The organism is Alphaproteobacteria bacterium (assembly GCA_018063245.1).
Taxonomy (GTDB): Bacteria; Pseudomonadota; Alphaproteobacteria; order JAGPBS01; family JAGPBS01; genus JAGPBS01.
On sequence record JAGPBS010000013.1, the window covers coordinates 24,760 to 43,772 of the forward strand.

The following is a 19,013-nucleotide window of genomic DNA, read 5'->3' on the forward strand; positions in this document are numbered from 1 at the left end:
ATGATTATGTCTGATTTCAAAACATCTTATAAAAAAGTCAAAGGCCTCGGTTCTGCTAAAGGTGGTACAGATCATTGGTGGATGATGAGGCTAACATCGGTTGCTTTGATTCCTCTGGGGATTTGGTTTGTCTTTAGTTTGGTTGGTCTTATTGATGCAGATTTAACTGAATTTGCAGATTGGCTCAGGAGTCCTTTTCAAGCCACGATGATGGTTCTGTTTCTAGGATTTCTTTTCCATCATGCTGCAAATGGGATGCAAGTTGTTTATGAGGATTATATTCACTGCGAAAAAATGAAATGGTTCGCCATTTATGGAACAAAATTTGCATGTTTATTTATGGCTGTGGCATCTGTTGTTGCAGTGATTAGAATATCATTTGGGGGTATGTAAAAACGAATGACTGAAGCTTATCAAATTGTTGATCATTTTTATGACGTTGTTGTCGTCGGTGCAGGTGGTGCTGGACTAAGAGCCACCTTTGGCATGTCAGAGAAGGGTCTGAAGACAGCTTGCCTTTCAAAAGTTTTTCCAACACGGAGTCATACAGTTGCCGCGCAAGGTGGTATTAGTGCTGCTCTTGGGAATATGGGTGAGGATGACTGGCGTTTCCATATGTATGACACTGTGAAAGGCTCAGACTGGCTCGGTGATCAGGATGCGATTCAATATATGTGCCAAGAAGCGATTCCAGCCATTATTGAACTTGAACATTATGGCGTTCCTTTTAGCCGAACAGTTGATGGAAAAATCTATCAGCGTGCCTTTGGCGGCATGACAACTCACTATGGTGAAGGCAGAGCGCAGAGAACTTGTGCAGCAGCAGATAGAACAGGTCATGCCATTTTACATACGCTTTATCAACAATCCTTGAAGCATCAAGCGGAGTTTTTTATTGAATATTTCGCGCTTGACTTGATCATGGATGATAAAGGTGTTTGCCGTGGCGTGATGGCGCTGAATTTAGATGATGGTACAATTCATAGATTCAATGCGCACATCACTGTGCTGGCAACAGGTGGTTATGGACGGACTTATTTCTCATGCACATCAGCCCATACTTGTACAGGTGATGGCGGTGGTATGGTCTTGAGGGCAGGTTTGCCGTTGCAAGATATGGAATTTGTTCAGTTCCATCCAACAGGAATTTACGGTGCTGGCTGTCTGATCACAGAAGGAGCACGCGGAGAAGGTGGGTATCTCACCAACTCACAAGGTGAGCGTTTTATGGAGCGTTATGCACCATCAGCAAAAGATCTAGCAAGCCGTGATGTGGTGAGCCGCTCTATGACAGTTGAAATCCGTGAAGGCCGTGGTGTTGGTAAAGAACATGATCATATTCATCTCCACCTTGAGCATTTAGATCCTGCGATCATTCATGAGAGATTACCTGGCATTGCTGAGACAGCAAAGATTTTTGCGGGCGTTGATATGACAAAAGAGCCGATTCCTGTGTTGCCAACCGTGCATTATAACATGGGCGGTATCCCAACCAACTATAAGGGCGAAGTTGTAAGGCCTACAAAGAAAGATCCTGAAGCAATCGTTCCAGGTCTGATGGCCATTGGCGAGGCTGCTTGTGTGTCAGTTCATGGTGCAAATCGTCTGGGATCGAACTCACTTCTGGATCTGGTTGTTTTTGGGAGAGCAGCTGCGAATCAAGCTGCAGAAATTATCAAGCCTGGAACAGCTGTTCCAAAACCACAGAAAGACTCAGCTGATTTTGCCTTGACGAATCTGGATGCTGCGCGCTTCGCAAAAGGTGATGTTCGGACAGCTGATTTACGTCTTGAAATGCAAAAAGCAATGCAGAACAATTGCGCGGTTTTCAGAACAGGTGAGGTTCTGCAAGAAGGCGTTGAGAAAGTTCAAAAAGCCTATCAAAAGCTGGATCGCTTGAAGGTAACGGATCGCTCACTTATCTGGAATACAGACTTGATTGAAACATTAGAGCTTAAAAATCTGATGGATCAAGCCCTTGTGACAATTATTGCGGCTGAAAATCGTAAGGAAAGCAGAGGGGCGCATGCCCGTGAAGATTATCCAGATCGCGATGACAAGGATTGGATGAAGCACACAATTATCACCTGCGATGCAAAAGGGAAAACCAAGATTGATTATCGTCCAGTGAGAATGAAAACCTTAACGGATGAGATTGAGCCGATTCCACCAAAAGCCAGAGTTTATTAAAAGATAAAGGATTGAGAGATGGTTGAACTAAGATTGCCAAAAAATTCGCGTATCAAGCCAGGAAAAAAGCATACAAATCCGGCAGGAAAAGAGAATAAGGAATTCAGAGTCTATCGCTATGATCCTGATAAGGATGAAAATCCAAGATTGGATTCTTTTGAAGTCGATTTAGACAATTGTGGCCCAATGGTTCTCGATGCTTTGCTTTATATCAAAGATAAAATTGATAGCTCTCTGACGTTCCGGAGATCTTGTCGTGAAGGGATTTGCGGTTCTTGCGCTATGAATATTGATGGCACCAATACGCTTGCGTGTTTAAAGCCAATTGAGGATGTAAAAGGGGATGTTGCAATTTATCCTTTGCCACATATGGAAGTCATCAAGGATTTGGTCCCAGATTTAAAAAATGTAATCGCTCAATATGCATCGATTAAACCATGGTTGCAGTCAGATGAAGCTGCTCCTCCCGCCTCTGAGCGCCTTCAATCGCCTGAAGAGCGTGAATTGCTTGATGGTCTTTATGAATGTATTCTATGCTTTTGTTGTTCAACATCCTGCCCGAGTTACTGGTGGAATAGTGATAAGTATCTAGGGCCTGCCATTTTGCTTCAGGCCTATCGCTGGCTTGTTGATAGCCGAGATGATGCAACGGGCGAGAGACTTGATAATTTAGAAGATCCTTTCAAGCTTTACCGTTGCCATACGATTATGAATTGTACCAAGACCTGTCCGAAGGGCCTCAATCCAGCCAAAGCCATCGGTGGCATCAAAGAAATGATGGTTGAGCGCAAGGGGTAGGGGTATGTTCTTCGTAATTCAGAGCCTCCTCCTTTAAGAGGTGGCGCCTGTCCCGCCGAAGCTTTAGCGTAGGAGGATGGAATCTCAGCAATGCTAGAACGCAAGACGATGCATGTTGATGCATCCCAGAGACTCCACGGGCTCTCTTTCAAGAGCCCTCTGAGTGACAATATTTATAGATTGCTCTTATAAACTTTTCATCAACGCATTATCTGACCTTCCGCGCAATGACAGACGTGTATATAATTTATACCGTCACTCAACCATTACTCCTTATGAAAACGACGTCTCGCACCATAACCGATCGCAATGAGCGATGGGATCAAAAGCCCTAAAAGAGAAGGTTCAGGTGTTGCAGTTGTATATGTACATGCCGATTCAGTTCCACTTTTACAAATAAGATAAAAACCTATACTGGGTGAGGCAAAATTGAGATTACTTCCTACGTTAATGGCACCGAAAGTAATATTAGAGCTTCGAAAATCAGTTCCCGTGCCTGGTCTATCAATAAGGGCTCCTCCAAAAAGTAAACCCGAACTAATTTGATTGTACCCTCTTTGCGCAGATGTATCTAAAGCGGTAGGGAGTGTTGAGCCTGTCAGTAGAAGGAAATTTGTATAATTTGTTAAAGTAGCCCCACTATAGAAACCAGCTACGCCTATGTCTACAGCTCCGAGTCCTGCATTCGTATACAACGCATTAATCTATGCAGTCGTTGCAAGTTGGAAATTCTGAAAAGTCCCGCCAGTGAGTAGCAGCGTTTGCATCTGATTCCAGCTGAGATTTGTTGTAAAATCAACATCAAGCCAAATGAGACCAGTGCTGGTATCTATTGTTAGATTTTCATCGGTCCCTTGTATAAGAGCCGCATGAGAAATCTGCGCAAAACCGAGTATTAATGCAGACGTGAGAGCTACCTTTTTAGCAAAACTGATCATTGATGATTTTGCTTTTGTAAATTGATTAATGAATGCCATGATTGTCTCCTATCGATTAAATAAACATATTCTAGCACTATAATCCATACAGTCGTTGTGCGAATAGCACAATACTTGCATATTTCGTGCCAATAAATAAGCATTTAAAATCAATAAGTTAAAATTATGATTTATTTGTAAGAGTGAACTGTGTAAGAAAAAATGACAAAAAAATATCAGCCCTAAGTTATCTGTCAGATGAAAGATAGCCTGGGGCTGATAGGTCGTTTAGAGATTTTTTGAGTGATGAGTACTCTAATTGTAGATATTATTCTGGTGCAACTGGTGCAGCAGGTGGGTTTAAGCCTTTGCCTTTGAATTCTTCATCAGCAGCAGGAAGAACAACAGATGTAAAAAATGGAGAAGATAGTTTTACATATAGCTCATGTAATTCTCCCCATGTTTTTTCTTCGCCCTTAAAGCCAGTTTTTACTGTTGGTAGATCATCTGCGCCAATAAGACGAGGATTGGTATTGCGAACTGCATTCATGTAAGCACTCTTTTTTGAAGGATCTCTTGTAGAGTGACCAAGTTCGTTTATTTTTTCCATTAGAACTGGACGTAAATCTCCATTTGCAATGATACGATCAACTAGATTGTTTTCAGAGAGATGTGCATGATTTTGAACAGCAGCTTTTGTTTCAGCTGACGATTTGTAAAGTCCAGATGGTGTGATGAGTTCAGGCTTTACGTTAGAGTTTAAATTTGCCAAAACAGTTGCAAAATCTTCTGGTTTGAAATTTTCAATTGTAACGGTATCAGGGTCACGACCTTCTTTTGTGGCGCGAGCTTTTTCCTGTGCAGTGCGGTCAGCAAGAATTTTACCTGTGGCAGATATGATAGCTTCAATTGAAGCTGCGACAGCTGCTTCTCTGTAAGCAGGCAATGCTTTTTGATAGTCAGCAACTGCTACGTTGTATTGATCAAAAGCTGCTTTTTTTGCATCAGCATCTAGGGGGGCAGCAACGGCAGCTGGTGCAGCAGCTTGTGGGTCTATATTAGCCATAGTTTACTCCTTTGTTTGATTATTTCCTGTATTCGAATTTTTTATTTTTATTCAAAAAATTATCCCTACCCTAAGTAAGGATAATTTGTTTCATCAATATTACAAGAAATATGTTTGCAAATACTTTATAGGAGTATTATGGGTGTTAACATTTTTCAGCAAGCGTTTCTCTGCGCCCATCCGGATGGAGAATTGTGAGGTTTTGATTTGGTTTGATGTTTCTGAGGACCTCAAAGCTACCATCGGGCCAGCGAATCTCGATATGGTCAATAATCTGTGCTTTGCCAAGACCAAAGTGAGCAACAGGTTCCATCTGACAGAGATAGCCACTCCCTGCACAAATTGAACGGAGCTGGCTGCGACCATCAGCAAAAAGACGCACACGTGCACCGCGTGCAGGCGCGCCGCTTGGTGTTAAGATACAAAGGCGAAGCCAGTTATTTTTGGTTGCGAGTGTTTTAAAGAACCTGAGAGATTGTTCAGTTTTGAAGCCGCGTGTTAAGAGTAACTCGAGCTGTCCGTCATGGTCAAAGTCACCAACAACAGCCCCTCTGGCCTCACCAATCTCATCTTCAGCCTCAAGGCAAGGAATATCAGTCCACTCATCGTCAATATATTTAAAGAGACGATTTCGTCCTTTGGCAACATGAAAGAAAATTTCTTCAAATCCATCATTGTCAAAGTCTGCAACGATGATGTTTTGAACATGAGCAGGACGGGCAAGTGCCTCAGAGGCTGCACTTAGAAAGCCCCCGCCTGGTCTTTGAAGATAGAGTCGATTTTCACCATCACGGCTACCGTAAATCAGATCAAATAAGCCATCACCGTCAGAATCGATTACGGTGGCACCGCTATTAATCTGTCCAGGATCATCGATTTTCACTTCTTCTGATATTTCTTCAAAAGTCCCTGAGCCTAAATTGCGGAAGAGAAAATTCCCATGACGTGTTGTTGCAAAGATATCCATGCGTTCTGAAACAATTTGAGCTGAAATAACCGACATGCCTTCAGCAATGATGTCGAGCCCGGCTTCTTCAGCCATATCAAAAAGCTTGCCTTTATAGTTGATCTCGTAGAGTCTCCAAGGATTGCCACGATTGACAATGATAAATCCATATTTTCCATTGCCTTTACGATCAATACAAGCAACAGAACGGCCTGAGCCAAAGTTCATCACATGCGCATTCTCTGCACTGGCGAGAAGATCCATCCAGCGATCACCAAAGTAAGCGAAGATACGATCACCAACTGGCTTTAAGCCTTCTTTTGTGTCATTGTTCAGAATATAAAGCTCTTCTCGGCCATCGCAGTCAATGTCAGCAGCACAGACGCTGATCGCTTCTCCTTCAGAGTCTCTTAAAATTTCAGGGATATGAATCTCAATGAGTTTTCCATTTTTCCATCCAAGGGCTTGGTTATCGCATCCAAAACCACATATGAATATTTCAAAGTGACCATCATTGTTAAGATCGACAATCGCCGCTCCATTCATTAAGCGAGGCGTATTCTTTTCAATAAGCTCTGAGCAATCAATAAACATGTGTCCTCTTTTTCTTATATTTCTTTGTTCAAGTATAATACAAAACTATAAAAGAGAGAATTAAAAAAGAAAGAGCATCAGGTCTTTTGATACAATTATTCTGATTTTAGATTGTTGTTTTTATTTGTAATGGATTGTTCATTCTTTTCAGATGTTTGTAAATGCTCATCAAAGCTTTTGGTTGAGCCAGCGAAGAAGAGGCGGCGGATGATACCTGGTGTTAAAAGAGAGGCTGCGCTCACTTTCATTTTAGGATTTTCGAGCGAGCCTTTTATCTGATAGTTTGCAGCAAAGATGCCTTCACCAGATTTGCCGATGAGAAGATCGCCAACAACAGGAATTGAGCCAATGACATGGTTCATGCTATGCATTGGCACAACCGTTCCCTCTGCTTCAATCCATTCAGATTTGAAATTAAGATTGCCTCGTGCCGTCAAGCCTAGGGAGCTTCCCTGTGTTGTCATATTATCAACACCGAGTAAGTTGTTCTTCCACTGGTAGTCGCCATGACTTGATTTAAAAACGATTCCTTTGTTTTCTATCGTTTGTGAAAGACCGTCAATGGAAAGGAGATTGGCAATTTTAGCAAAGAGAGGCAGATCACCTTTCAGTTGGTAGTTTGTCAGCTCAAAGATTCCTTTGTAATGAGTGTCGGTCATGTCAGCAGTGCCATCAACAAGAAGTTTTCCATTATACATTGAGGTGTATAAATCCATGCTGCGGAGCAATTGACCTATATCTTCAATATTCGCATGAAAATGCATTCTGTTTTCAGCTTTGTCTTTTTTCAAGGCGATTTCGATGTTTTTATCAGATAGTGGTGTTTTGGCCTTTAGATCAAAGGATTGGTAATGATTGTTTCTGTGGAGTGCTTTGAGACTCAAATCTTTAATTTCATCTCTGTTTTTAAAACGGAGACGATCCACAACAAGATTTAAATCAAAATCAGCTTCATCATCTGAATCGCTTTTCAGCAGGTCTTTTCTTTTTTTCCAGAAGCCATCAAAGTCAAAGAGAGATCCTGTGACGTTGATCTGGTAAATGTCAGAGGGTTCGCGATAAAGATCGATTGCGATATCAGAGTCTCCAATTTTGAACTGAGGAAATTGAAGCAGTAAAACTTTCTTTGTTTCAGGATCAGTCACAAATTTACCATCAATTGCGACATCTTTCCCTTTGATATCAAGTTTCATAAAAGATAGCTTTTCACCATTTTCACGAATGATTTGTGCGGTGCCAGATAAGGGGCTGTTTTTTGCTTTTTGATAGTGAAAATCAGGCAAATCAATTTTGGTTTTCTGTAAATCGAATGAGGCATCAATCTGATTTGATTTGTAAAGACTATTGGTCATGGTCATTGAAAGGGATAGAGGGCCCGAGGCTTTATCCTGTAAATCAGGGATGAGTTGATAGAGATCTTCAGCCATAAATGGACCGGAGGCCTTCAGCGATTGTTTGATGCCATTTTGCGGATTGAAATATTCAGTCCATTCAATATCTGTCTCTGCTCCATTAAGGTGGGGCTTGCCTGTGAGCGTCATTTTATCATTGTCAAGGATAAGATTGAGCGCACTATTCTCAATATTGATGCCCGGTGCAACCTCTTTAAACCCAGTCTTTGTTAGTGCGCTTTGAAGCTGAATTTTGACATCTTTGAGGCTGACGGATTTGCTTAATGGGAAATCTAAGTGTAATTTTGTGTGCGCCGATCCAGATAGGCGATCAAGGCTGATTGGATATTGCGATAGAAAATTCAAGGGTTCTTTTTCAATAAATTGGAGGGATTTATCTAAGGGGCCATCGGCCTCGACATCGATTGCGATTGCCTGATTACTTCCAGATAAGCCAGAAATGAGAACTTTTGTGTTTTTGAGTGGAATGGTGTTAGCAATCCCTTCATGAATATCAATATCAAAATTATCTCTATCGTAAGTAATGTGCCCTTTCACCTTTGTGGCAATTGGTAAAGGTTTGAAGTAATTTACGTCAAGATCTTCATAATCTATAGTGCCGTTAAGGCGTCTTAATCTGAAAGAGTCCTCTTTTCCAGAAAGCCTAACAGAAATGGTTGCCTTATTGGCTGTGCCTTCCTTTATATTACTCAATACCCAGTCACGGGCCACAATAGCAAGCGGTTTTGGCCAATAGTTAGGTAGATCCCTCATTTGAAAATGAAGCAATTCAGCGTCAATTTTAATGTTGGGTCTTTTGGTTTCAGCAAAAACGATTTTACTTTTGGCATTGACATGTCCTTCTGCGGAATCAAAAGAGAGTGTATCAACAGTCAATGAGTGATCTAGAGATTTGTATGTCAGGCTCATATCGAGGCCTTCTAGATCTATTTTCTTTGGAAAGAATGATTTAGAGAGAAAAAATCCATTTGCATTTTGGATTTTCAAGCGCGAAATCATATCGTGCGCCCTTAAATCATAATGCAAAGAGTAACGATAATTAGCCGTCAGAGCGAGATCATCTATATAGTCTGATTCTTTAATGTGCTTCAAAGCAAGAGGAAGTGAATGCAGAGAGAGATGATCAGACATCGTCTCAAGCGTGAAATAATCAAGCTTTTTGTTGTAATCGCAATCTCCTTTAAAGTTGACTGTTTTTTGGTCATATACCATATCAAAATCATAATGACCTAGAACATGTTGTCCTTGATGTTTTAGCTTTAAGTTTAACTCTGGAATTGTTACATGAATCTTTTCAACATGGTCAGTATAGTCGATTGAGATTTTTTGCAAAGATAGGTTCTCAATGTATTTATAGCGACCGATAAAACTTTCAAAATCTTGCATAACAAATTCAGGCGTGAGAAAAAACACAAAAGGCGAGGTTTCAGATGTTGATTCATTTGATCCAAGTTTCTGAAAGCCAACAGTGATTTGATTTTGCGCATTGCGTGCTATTTTTAAATGCCCAGATTGAAGGTCAATTTCATGAGGAACAAACCGGCCCCATATTAGATCCCAATATGAGAATTGGACGCCTAGCTGCTTAATGATGGTGAGTTTTTCACCTTTTTCATTTGAAATATTGAGGCCTTCGAGCAGAAATTCAAAAGGCAAAAGACTGTCAGATTTTGTGAGTTTCAAGCTCTCAAGCTTAAATTCAAAATCAGGAGAAAGCTCTGAGACATATGTTTCAAAACGTTTTGCTAAAAAATCAAGAGGGATAGGACCTTTTGACAGTTGATAATTGAGGTAAAGCAAAAAGCTAATCAGGGAAATCAGGATCGCAGAGATAAATATGAGACATGATCTGAAAAGAACTTTGTACATTCAAAGTAATCCTGACATAATGGTATAAAAGCAAAGACACACAAAGTAGCTTGCTAGAAAGTTTAAGAGATGGATAGAGCAAATTTAGTGAATAAAGATGCCACAATATCCCCCGGGATCTTGAGTCCTGATCATATACAAATTCTAGAAAAACATCTACATAATAATGACTTTATCGGTCATCAAATTATAAAAATACTTGATTATTCGCCATTTTTGAGGGAAATTATTAGAAAGTTTCCTGATTTCTTTAAAGATGTGCTTGATAAAGGAGCCGAAAATACAACGGAAGCGCTGCTCAAAACACTGAAGCAGCAGGATGTTTTTGATCTGAAGTTTGAAGAATTGCAGGCTTTATTGCGTATTGTTCGTCAGAAGATTTCTCTTTCGATTGCCTTTGGCGATATTGTTGATCAGTGGAGCGTCCAAAAAGTAACAACTTATCTTAGCTTTTTTGCTGATATTGTTCTCTATAAAGCAACGAATTACCTCTTGTATCAATTCCATCTTGCAAGAAGAATCATTCTGCCGCATCCTGGTGATCCTTCGCGTGAGTCAGGCTTGATTGTGCTAGCGGCCGGTAAATTAGGCGCTGAAGAACTCAATTATTCAAGTGACGTGGATCTTTTGTTTTTCTATGATGAGCAGAAAATATTGGTGAGCGATCATTATGCTTTGAAGAAAACATTAAATGATTTTGTGCATCAGTTCGTCAAACTGATCCAGGATTCAACGGAAGATGGTTATGTCTTTCGTGTGGATTTAAGGCTAAGGCCAGATTCAGGGGCAACGCCTGTGATTATGTCGATTGGCTCTGCTATGCATTATTATACGACCGTTGGCCAAAACTGGGAAAGAGCTGTGATGATCAGGGCACGGCAAGTGGCGGGTGATCCTGTCTCTGGTGCTGCTTTTTTTGATTATTTAAAGAGCTATATTTGGCGTAAAAACCTGGATTTTGAAACAATTAAAGACATCCAATCTGTCAAAAGACAGATTCAGAGCCAGCGCGTGATTGTCAAAGATGATCTTTTTGATTATCACTTAAAGCTTGGCCACGGTGGTATTCGCGAGATTGAGTTTTTTATACAAACCCAGCAATTGATTTATGGTGGCCGGAATCTTTCTTTGCAAACCAGATCAACGCTTAAGGGGCTTGAAAAACTGGCAAGGCATGGTTTGATCACAACAACAGCCTGTGATCAACTATCTGAAGCCTACATATTTTACCGTTTTCTTGAACATCGATTGCAGATGAAAGAAGATCAGCAAACCCATTCATTGCCAAAAACAACAGAAGAGATGGAAGCCTTCGCGGGTTTCTGCGGCTTCGAGAATGCAGATTTGTTAATTGAAAAGCTAAAGACGCATATTTCAATTGTTCAAAAGAATTATGCTGAGCTTTTTGCAGATGCGCCTTTACTTAGTGCATCTGGGAATCTTGTTTTCACAGGGATTGAAGATGATCCGGATACTATTGAATCACTTAAAAAGATGGGCTTTACGGCGCCAAGCGATATTAGTAATACAATTCGGGGCTGGCATCATGGGCGTTATCGATGTTTAAAGAACCTGAGCGCAAGGCAATATTTGACTGAATTGGTGCCCGTGATCTTAGAAGAGCTTTCAAAAACCGCTCATCCTCAAAATGCATTTATCCAGTTCGATCGCTTTATTAGTTTGATTCCTTATGGATTTCAGCTCTTTTCATTGCTGTATCATAATCCTGAGATTCTCACATCGCTTGCGCGTCTTTTGGGGGCGGGCCCAGATTTAAGTGAGTGGTTAGGGCATAATCCGAATTTGCTTGAAAATCTTCTCAATCCACACTTTTTGAAATTACTGAAAATTGATCAACGTAAGCTGACCGAGAATCTGTCGCTTGCAGCAGATTATGAAGAGGCATTGTTGTTGTGTCGGCGTTGGCTGAAGAATCATAAATTTTACGCGGGCGTTCATAGTCTCTTTTTCTATTCATCATTGCAAGAGATCCATAAGTTTTTGACGAAGACGACAGATTTGCTCCTGAAAACAATTGTCCATATGGTGCAAAAAGACTTTGAAGATAAGTATGGACAGATTCCTCAAACATCTTTTGCCATTTTAGCTCTTGGAAATTATGGCGCAAGGCAAATGGCTGCCAATTCTGATCTGGATTTGATTATGATTTTTGACTCGCCTTCGGTTGATATGAAGTCGAATGGTAAAACAACTTTGTATGTTCAAGAATATTATACAAAATTGACGCAGCGTCTCTTGAATGCGCTGATGGCGCAGTCAAACGAAGGTCGTCTTTATGAAATTGATATGAGGTTAAGGCCTCATGGATTACAGGGGTCAATTGCTATTTCATTTGAGTTTTTCAAGTCATACTACATGGAAAAGGCCTGGATCCCAGAAGTCATGTCTTTAACGCGGAGCCGTGTTGTCTTTTCTACTCACTCTTTGGGTGAGAAAATTTCGAATCAAGTGACTGAGATTCTCTCCTTGTGTCGATTGCCGTCGGTTTTGATCAAAGAGATTACAGGCATGAATGAAAAAATTCATCAAGAGCATCTTGTAAGCTCTGCTTTTGATTTGAAATATTCAAGAGGCGGCATTGTTGATATCGAGTTTTTGTGTCAATATCTGATTTTAAGATATAGTCACGAGCAACCTAATATTTTGAGGTCTTCAACTTTTGATGCGCTTTTGGCATTGAAAGATCAGGGTATCATCCCAGGCACTCATTACGAGGCTTTGTATCAAGCCTATTATCTGATGCAAGGACTTAAAAATTACTTTGCTTATACGTTGGGCGATACAGATAAGATGATTTCATCTGAGCTGTATGAAAGGGTTGCATCGAATTATTTTTTTGATAGTATAAAGAGTAAAGGTATGGAATTTCATCAATCGTTCTTAAGTGAAACTGCAGAAGAGGCATTGATGATGCTCTATAAGACAACGCTCGATATCATAAATTATTATTATTCAAACCCTTCAACATAAAGGATAGACCATGACTCTTTCAATTGGTGATAAAGCGCCCGCTTTTACGTCGGTCGATCAAAACAATGCATCTGTATCATTGGCTGATTTTGCAGGTAAAAAACTCGTTCTCTATTTTTATCCAAAAGATGATACGCCTGGCTGTACAACAGAGGCCAATACTTTCAAGGAACATTTGCAAGCCTTTCATGATAAGGGCGCTGTTGTGGTTGGTGTCTCAAAAGATACGCCGGATTGTCATGTGAAATTTATTGAAAAATACGGTTTGCCTTTTACGCTTTTGTCTGATGCAGATGGCTCTATGTGTGAGGCCTATGGCACATGGGCTGAAAAAAGCATGTATGGAAAAAAATATATGGGTATTGATCGGTCAACATTTTTGATTGATGAGGCTGGTAAATTGCGTAAAATTTGGCGCTCTGTTAAAGTTCCTGGGCATGTTGAAGAGGTTTTAGGATCGCTTTGAGAGGGGTGATTAAGGGAACCGTCATTCAGAGCCACCTCCCTAAGAGGTGGCGTGGAATCTCTGCAAAGTATCCATATAAACTGCACTTTTGTGGTGCTCTAGAGACTCCACGCCCTCCTAAAGGAGGGCTCTGAGTGACGGCACTAAATTTATCCTACAGTCATGAATTCCTTTCAGTGCATTTGTTGGTATTAAGGAGCTAATTGCGTGAATCAGTTTCTATACGTCCAGAAGGGCCCGAGTCTCTATACAGAGTGCTACCATTGGCCATTGACCTTGCTTGCTCCATTTAAAAAGCGAGATATATTAGCTTTATTGCGTTACTACCAGAACGTACTTGATATGATTTTTGGGACAGATTCATTGGAGACGCGTCAAATCTATATTGATTTTTGGCGAACGCAGTTTGAGAACTATCGGGCCTATCCGACTCTGTTCACCAAAGAGCCTTTGCGTACGGCGATTCAAAAGCATCGCTTGCCAATTGAACTGTTTGAAACTTTTCTTGTGGCGGTTGAGACATCTTTTTTGATCAAACATTTTGATCAGAAAAAAGACCTGGATGATGAGATTGAGATAATGGCAAATCTCACGTCTAAATCCTTATGTCATCTGTTTTGGCTTGTCCTTGCGCCGAAGCAACCAATCGATCAAACTTTTTGTGAAACATTTGGTAAAGCGATTACATTGCTTTCATTGATTCATTTATACCCAGAAATGATCGAGAAGCAGGAGATTTACGCATTGCTGTCTCAGGCAAGGCTTTTTCTTTTAAACCAAAATAATCCAAGATTGACACCGCTTTTGAAGATAGTTGAGTTAAGTGCCAAGATTTTAAAACAAAAGACTTTTATCTATGCTATCCCACGTCTTCCATTGCTTGAAAAGATTATTCTGACAGCTTCAAGGTGATTTGTTTTCCTTCTATTTTGAGATGGATTAACATTTAAAAACAATAAGATGCGTAGATTTTGTCATTTTTTTTTGACAATGATGAATAAAATGAGTCTTCTGTTCAGTCAGAATTGATTTTAAACAATTGATTTTATTAGTTTTGTTTTGGTGGCACGCTCCTTGCAATAATGTGTGTAATAAACAATATATTTTATAAACTATTTATAAATATGTTGTTCTATTAAGCGAGGTTTTTGGCTTGATCATGAACCTAAATAACAAAAGGAGGATACAATGAAAAAGCTAACATTAGTTGCATTGGGATTGGTTGCGAGTCTCTATGCAAGTCAGGCAGAAGCAGCAATGGTGACATGGATTTGGAACTTTACGAATACTGGGGCATTTGCACCCCCAATGGCCGCAGGCAATATTGAGAATGGTACACTCCACAGTGATCTTTTTAAAACAGGTCCTTTTGGTGAATATGTTCTCACTGCAAGTGCATTTGATGATTTTGGAAGTCCTTTAAATTTACAAAATGATGGTTCTGGGCTAGGTGCAACTGGTGGGTTTTTACCCACGTTTGTTGAGGATGCTGGAGATGGCTATGAGTTTCTAACATTAGACTTAACAGCTTTTAATGCGATGACAGCAAATACAGCTATTTTTGAGATTATGCTGACTGGTCTAGGACAAGATATGCTTGCGAATGTTACGTGGGATTCGTTATTGGGTCCTGGTATTGGGGTGGATTCAGAGTCCAATCTTGTATTTCTAGCGCTCGCTAATTTAGGTAACGTTCTTTACTTATCACCTTCATTAACAACTTCATCTGATTCATCTTTCCAACTTCGGTATTTGAAAATGACTTTTGATGATTGTGTTTTGACGAGTTGCGGAGGCCCTGTTCCTGAACCTGCTGTTCTTGGATTGCTTGGTTTCTCACTTGCAGGTCTCGCTTATCTTCGCCGGAAGTAATAGTATTGATTCCTATTGTAAAAAAAGAGCCAATCTACGGCTCTTTTTTTACTGTTTTAAAGAATTGAATCAAGATATAAATAATAGTTGACAGATTGATCATTCTTTCATATTATTTCGCTCTAATCTATTTTATTTTTAAATGTGTAATTTATTTTGAAAGGGTTCTATAATGTATAATTTCCCACGTAATAATGGCATGGGTATGCCATCAGCAAATCAAGGTCAACTTTTAAATTTAGGCGGAATAACAGTGCTCTATATTCCTTATAGACGAATTGATGAACGATCAAACGAGCAGATTTGGGAGTCAGCCCAGGCTTTAGAGGCAAGGGCAGAGTATCGAGTGGCTTTTCGTGAATTTACTACTCTTGCAAGCAGAGGCGTGACAGAAGCAAAGTTTAAGCTAGGTCAATATTGCTTTTTGGCTTTGGGACAACCTGAATCGTTTTCAAGAGCCTATCTTGCTTTTCAAAGAGCGGCAGCAGATGGCCATGAAGAAGCGCAGAAAATGGTTGCTCTTTTTGATCAGTTTCCGATTTTAAAGTCGCTTTCGTAAGTTATATTTTTTATTTTTATTATGATTTTTTTTAAAGGAGAGACCCCATGAGTGATTTGGGTAGAGCTGTATTAGGCTCATATGCAATGGTTGAAGATGTTCGTCAATTTATGAATTCGGTATCATCTGAAAAGGTTGAATGCGCAAGTTTAGAGCTAGTGGATTTAAATCAAAAGGCGCGTGCAGATGCAGGCAATGCAATTGATCAATATCTTTTGGGCAAATCAGCTCTTCGTGCTGGAAATGTTCAAAAAGCAGAATATTATTTTGCGATATTGGCCAATCAGCAGATTGCAAAGGCTGAGTATCAGCTAGGCCTTATCTATAAAGAAATATATAAAGATTCAGCTGGTGCTTTATGTTGCTTTAAAAGAGCAGCTCAAAAAGGCTATGCAAAAGCTCAATTTACAATGGGGATGCTGGTTAAGGAAGCAAAGCCGACACATGCCTTTGTTTACTTCAAAGCTGCTGCGGATCAAAGCCATGCTCTGGCGCAGTTTTACACGGCTCTTTGTTTTAAATATGGCAGAGGTGTTGTCGCAGATAAAGAGGCCGCTGCTTTTTATTCTAATAAGGTTGCTTGCGAAGGATTCAAAGAAAAGAGTATCTTTGTAAAGGTTTGTGAGGTTTTGGCAAAATCAAACATGAATCTCATGCAAGCGATGGAAGCTGAAACAGATCTTTGGCATGCTGTGTAAAATCAAATACTAAATTAAATTTTCGAAAACATAAATTTAACAGTTCGCTTTACACGGAGCCGTCATCCTGAGCCGAGCGTCTTGTCCACCGAAGCACGTAGTGCGCAGGGGGAAGCGAAGGCGTGAGGATCCAGTTGAATGATAAACAGCGAAAGTATCAATGATTGTTCTTGGTGATACTTTCCTGGATCCTCACGGCCCAACTTCCTTCGCACTACGTGCTTCGGCATCTGAGCCTCAGGATGACGGCACTACCTCACACTTGTAAGATTTTTTTAGCTAAGATTGCTCGTTCATTAGATTCAGTCATTAGGCCATCTCTTCATCATTGAACTTCTTAAAAAAAGAGCCTATGATGCGGGTGTAATAGAATAAAAAAGCCCTCATCAGAATTGCACCATGACCATTGAACAACCACTTCAAGCCGCCAAAGTCAGAACCTTTACAAGGCTTATGCCTTATGTAAAGCCTTATATGACGAAGGTCATTTTGGCTTTTTTCTCTTTGTGTCTTGCCTCTGTGACAGTTCTTGGATTTGGTCAAGGGCTGAAATATGTTGTTGATCAAGGTTTTCAGCGCAATGATCATAATACGCTTAATATGGCTCTGCTCTTTATGCTTGTGGCAACGCTTCTGCTTGCTTTTGCGAGCTTCTCACGCTTTTATCTGGTTTCGTGGCTTGGGGAAAGAATTGTAGCAGATCTCCGGCAGCGGCTCTTTAAACATTTGCTCAGCTTGCATATTTCATTTTATGAAACAACAAAAATTGGGGATATCCTCTCGCGCCTAACAGCAGATACAACAGTTTTGCAAATGGTGATCGGGTCGACCATGTCTTTTGCATTGAGAAATCTTTTGCTTTTGATTGGTGGTACAACGCTTCTTTTCCTTGCAAGCGCGAAATTAACAGGGCTTGTCTTTTTGTTGATTCCAGCAGTTGTCATTCCGATCATTTTCCTGGGTAAAAAAGTCAAACGTTTGTCTAAAATCAATCAAGAAAAAATTGCGGTTTTTCAGTCGTTTGGCGAAGAAACACTCTCTTATATCAAAACAGTGCAAGCCTATACCCATGAAGATCGAGATGCTCATGATTTCTCGGGTGCTGTCAATAATGCTTTTGAGGCATCGCGTCAGCATATTCTTACCAGAGCCTTGCTCACAGCCATTGTGATTACCCTCATTTTTGGATCCATCGGTGTGATTCTGTGGATTGGTGGTAAGGATGTTTTGGCGGGTAAAATGACAGCGGGTGAGCTTTCTTCCTTTATTTTCTACGCTGTGCTTGTGGCGGCCTCTTTTGGTGCTTTGTCTGAGGTTTTTGGTGATTTTCAAAGGGCGGCAGGGGCAACAGAAAGGCTTTTTGATTTGCTCGATGTAGAGCCAGAGATTAAAGCACCTTTAGAGCAAGGTATTGTTTTACAAGACGGGAAGGGCCGAATTGCATTTGAAAATGTGACGTTCTCATATCCCTCACGCCCCAATCAGGTCGCTTTGGATGACTTTACATTGAAGATTGAGCCAGGTGAGCACGTGGCCGTTGTTGGGCCATCTGGTGCAGGTAAATCAACTATTTTTCAATTGATCCTTAGGTTCTATGATCCGCAATCAGGGCGGATTATCTTTGAAAACCGGGCAATCCAAGAGTTGGATCCTAAAGATTTAAGGAACCATATTGCAATCGTGCCTCAAGATCCCGTTATTTTTTCAACCACGGCTTATGAGAATATTGCTTATGGGCGAAAGGATGCAACAGAAGAAGAGGTAAAGGCTGCTGCAAAAGCCGCCCATGCTCATGGTTTCATCGAGGCTTTGCCTGGCGGATATGGCTGTTTTCTGGGAGAGAAGGGAACGCGCCTCTCTGGCGGTCAAAAGCAACGCATTGCGATTGCTCGGGCCATTCTAAAAAATCCTAAGATTTTGCTTTTGGATGAGGCTACAAGCGCTCTTGATACGGAGAATGAGAAAAATATTCAGGATGCTCTCACAAATTTCATGCAAGACAAGACAACAATTGTGATCGCACACAGGCTTTCCACGATTAAAAATGCGGATCGCATCATTGTGCTTGATGAGGGGCGCATTGTGGCAACAGGCAAGCATGAGGCGCTCATGCGCGAGAATGGCCTTTATGCAAAACTTGCAGCGATGCAATTTAGTTCATAGTGGATGACCGACGTGAGTGGTTTAGGATTAGTACGCCGTCACTTAGAGGGCTCCATCAGGAGCCCGCCTGTCAGGCCGAAGCCTTGGCGTAGGCTGATGGAGTCTCTGCAGTCTTTCAATAGAGATTGCGTTAAGTTGTTAGTTAATGAGATTCCACGTCGCCTCTTAGCGAGGCGACTCTGAATGACGATTATCTAAATTTAAAAACTTAGCGGATGATAACAAGATTTCAAATTTCATTGTTCATTCATAGTTTTCTTGCGATTCTGGTATACTCGTCATCCTGAACTCGTTTCAGGATCTATAGATGCTGAAATAAATTCAGCATGACGTATTGGGAAGGTGAGATTTCAAATTTCATTGTTCATTCATAGTTTTCTTGCGATTCTGGTATACTCGTCATCCTGAACTCGTTTCAGGATCTATAGATGCTGAAATAAATTCAGCATGACGTATTGGGAAGGTGAGATTT

General features: G+C 40.7%; 14 protein-coding genes. 10 read left to right on the forward strand and 4 right to left on the reverse strand.

Going from position 1 to position 19,013, the window contains the following annotated elements; translation table 11 throughout:
• From sdhD to KBF71_02925, 3 genes are read left to right on the forward strand one after another with little or no spacing between them, the layout of a single operon-like run.
• Positions 1–393, forward strand: coding sequence for a succinate dehydrogenase, hydrophobic membrane anchor protein (gene sdhD, locus KBF71_02915; GenBank protein ID MBP9877268.1), 393 nt, complete (start codon positions 1–3; stop codon positions 391–393).
• A 6-nt stretch (positions 394–399) separates the two neighbouring features.
• On the forward strand, positions 400–2,190 hold the full coding sequence (locus tag KBF71_02920; protein MBP9877269.1) for a succinate dehydrogenase flavoprotein subunit: 1,791 nt from the start codon (positions 400–402) through the stop codon (positions 2,188–2,190).
• 18 nt (positions 2,191–2,208) lie between these two features.
• Positions 2,209–2,988 (forward strand): succinate dehydrogenase iron-sulfur subunit, encoded by a 780-nt coding sequence (locus KBF71_02925; GenBank protein ID MBP9877270.1) that lies wholly within the window; start codon positions 2,209–2,211, stop codon positions 2,986–2,988.
• A gap of 704 nt (positions 2,989–3,692) precedes the next feature.
• Here KBF71_02925 and KBF71_02930 read toward each other — a convergent pair.
• The 4 genes from KBF71_02930 to KBF71_02945 form a co-directional block, all read right to left on the reverse strand.
• On the reverse strand, positions 3,693–3,965 hold the full coding sequence (locus KBF71_02930) for a hypothetical protein (protein MBP9877271.1): 273 nt from the start codon (positions 3,963–3,965) through the stop codon (positions 3,693–3,695).
• Positions 3,966–4,233: 268 nt separating this feature from the next.
• Positions 4,234–4,971: a hypothetical protein gene (locus KBF71_02935; protein MBP9877272.1), complete on the reverse strand. Its 738-nt coding sequence runs from the start codon at positions 4,969–4,971 to the stop codon at positions 4,234–4,236.
• 145 nt (positions 4,972–5,116) lie between these two features.
• Positions 5,117–6,511 carry a CRTAC1 family protein gene (locus KBF71_02940; GenBank protein MBP9877273.1) on the reverse strand — a complete coding sequence of 465 codons (1,395 nt, stop codon included), beginning with the start codon at positions 6,509–6,511 and terminating at the stop codon, positions 5,117–5,119.
• 95 nt (positions 6,512–6,606) lie between these two features.
• A complete protein-coding gene (locus KBF71_02945) occupies positions 6,607–9,792 on the reverse strand; it encodes an AsmA-like C-terminal domain-containing protein (GenBank protein ID MBP9877274.1) in 3,186 nt (1,061 codons plus the stop codon).
• Positions 9,793–9,861: 69 nt separating this feature from the next.
• Here KBF71_02945 and KBF71_02950 point away from each other — a divergent pair, with 69 nt between their 5' ends.
• The 7 genes from KBF71_02950 to KBF71_02980 all read left to right on the forward strand — a co-directional run bounded on the left by KBF71_02950 (position 9,862) and on the right by KBF71_02980 (position 18,541).
• Complete coding sequence (locus KBF71_02950) at positions 9,862–12,783, forward strand: bifunctional [glutamine synthetase] adenylyltransferase/[glutamine synthetase]-adenylyl-L-tyrosine phosphorylase (protein ID MBP9877275.1); 2,922 nt, start codon at positions 9,862–9,864, stop codon at positions 12,781–12,783.
• A 10-nt stretch (positions 12,784–12,793) separates the two neighbouring features.
• Complete coding sequence (bcp, locus tag KBF71_02955; GenBank protein ID MBP9877276.1) at positions 12,794–13,249, forward strand: thioredoxin-dependent thiol peroxidase; 456 nt, start codon at positions 12,794–12,796, stop codon at positions 13,247–13,249.
• A gap of 207 nt (positions 13,250–13,456) precedes the next feature.
• Entirely contained in the window at positions 13,457–14,161 is a 705-nt protein-coding gene (locus KBF71_02960; GenBank protein ID MBP9877277.1) for a hypothetical protein, read from the forward strand.
• A 276-nt stretch (positions 14,162–14,437) separates the two neighbouring features.
• Positions 14,438–15,121 (forward strand): PEP-CTERM sorting domain-containing protein, encoded by a 684-nt coding sequence (locus tag KBF71_02965; GenBank protein ID MBP9877278.1) that lies wholly within the window; start codon positions 14,438–14,440, stop codon positions 15,119–15,121.
• A gap of 172 nt (positions 15,122–15,293) precedes the next feature.
• Complete coding sequence (locus KBF71_02970; GenBank protein ID MBP9877279.1) at positions 15,294–15,680, forward strand: hypothetical protein; 387 nt, start codon at positions 15,294–15,296, stop codon at positions 15,678–15,680.
• A 47-nt stretch (positions 15,681–15,727) separates the two neighbouring features.
• Positions 15,728–16,378, forward strand: coding sequence for a sel1 repeat family protein (locus KBF71_02975; protein MBP9877280.1), 651 nt, complete (start codon positions 15,728–15,730; stop codon positions 16,376–16,378).
• Positions 16,379–16,777: 399 nt separating this feature from the next.
• Positions 16,778–18,541 (forward strand): ATP-binding cassette domain-containing protein, encoded by a 1,764-nt coding sequence (locus tag KBF71_02980; GenBank protein ID MBP9877281.1) that lies wholly within the window; start codon positions 16,778–16,780, stop codon positions 18,539–18,541.
• Positions 18,542–19,013: the final 472 nt, after the last annotated feature.

Excerpts from the sequence above, each read along its gene's own strand:
- KBF71_02925 (MBP9877270.1), top strand. The coding sequence starts at position 2,209 with ATGGTTGAACTAAGATTGCCAAAAAATTCGCGTATCAAGCCAGGAAAA.
- KBF71_02935 (MBP9877272.1), bottom strand. The coding sequence starts at position 4,971 with ATGGCTAATATAGACCCACAAGCTGCTGCACCAGCTGCCGTTGCTGCC.
- KBF71_02980 (MBP9877281.1), top strand. The coding sequence starts at position 16,778 with ATGACCATTGAACAACCACTTCAAGCCGCCAAAGTCAGAACCTTTACA.
- KBF71_02945 (MBP9877274.1), bottom strand. The coding sequence starts at position 9,792 with ATGTACAAAGTTCTTTTCAGATCATGTCTCATATTTATCTCTGCGATC.
- KBF71_02965 (MBP9877278.1), top strand. The coding sequence starts at position 14,438 with ATGAAAAAGCTAACATTAGTTGCATTGGGATTGGTTGCGAGTCTCTAT.
- KBF71_02970 (MBP9877279.1), top strand. The coding sequence starts at position 15,294 with ATGTATAATTTCCCACGTAATAATGGCATGGGTATGCCATCAGCAAAT.
- bcp (MBP9877276.1), top strand. The coding sequence starts at position 12,794 with ATGACTCTTTCAATTGGTGATAAAGCGCCCGCTTTTACGTCGGTCGAT.
- KBF71_02920 (MBP9877269.1), top strand. The coding sequence starts at position 400 with ATGACTGAAGCTTATCAAATTGTTGATCATTTTTATGACGTTGTTGTC.
- sdhD (MBP9877268.1), top strand. The coding sequence starts at position 1 with ATGATTATGTCTGATTTCAAAACATCTTATAAAAAAGTCAAAGGCCTC.
- KBF71_02950 (MBP9877275.1), top strand. The coding sequence starts at position 9,862 with ATGGATAGAGCAAATTTAGTGAATAAAGATGCCACAATATCCCCCGGG.
- KBF71_02975 (MBP9877280.1), top strand. The coding sequence starts at position 15,728 with ATGAGTGATTTGGGTAGAGCTGTATTAGGCTCATATGCAATGGTTGAA.
- KBF71_02930 (MBP9877271.1), bottom strand. The coding sequence starts at position 3,965 with ATGGCATTCATTAATCAATTTACAAAAGCAAAATCATCAATGATCAGT.
- KBF71_02940 (MBP9877273.1), bottom strand. The coding sequence starts at position 6,511 with ATGTTTATTGATTGCTCAGAGCTTATTGAAAAGAATACGCCTCGCTTA.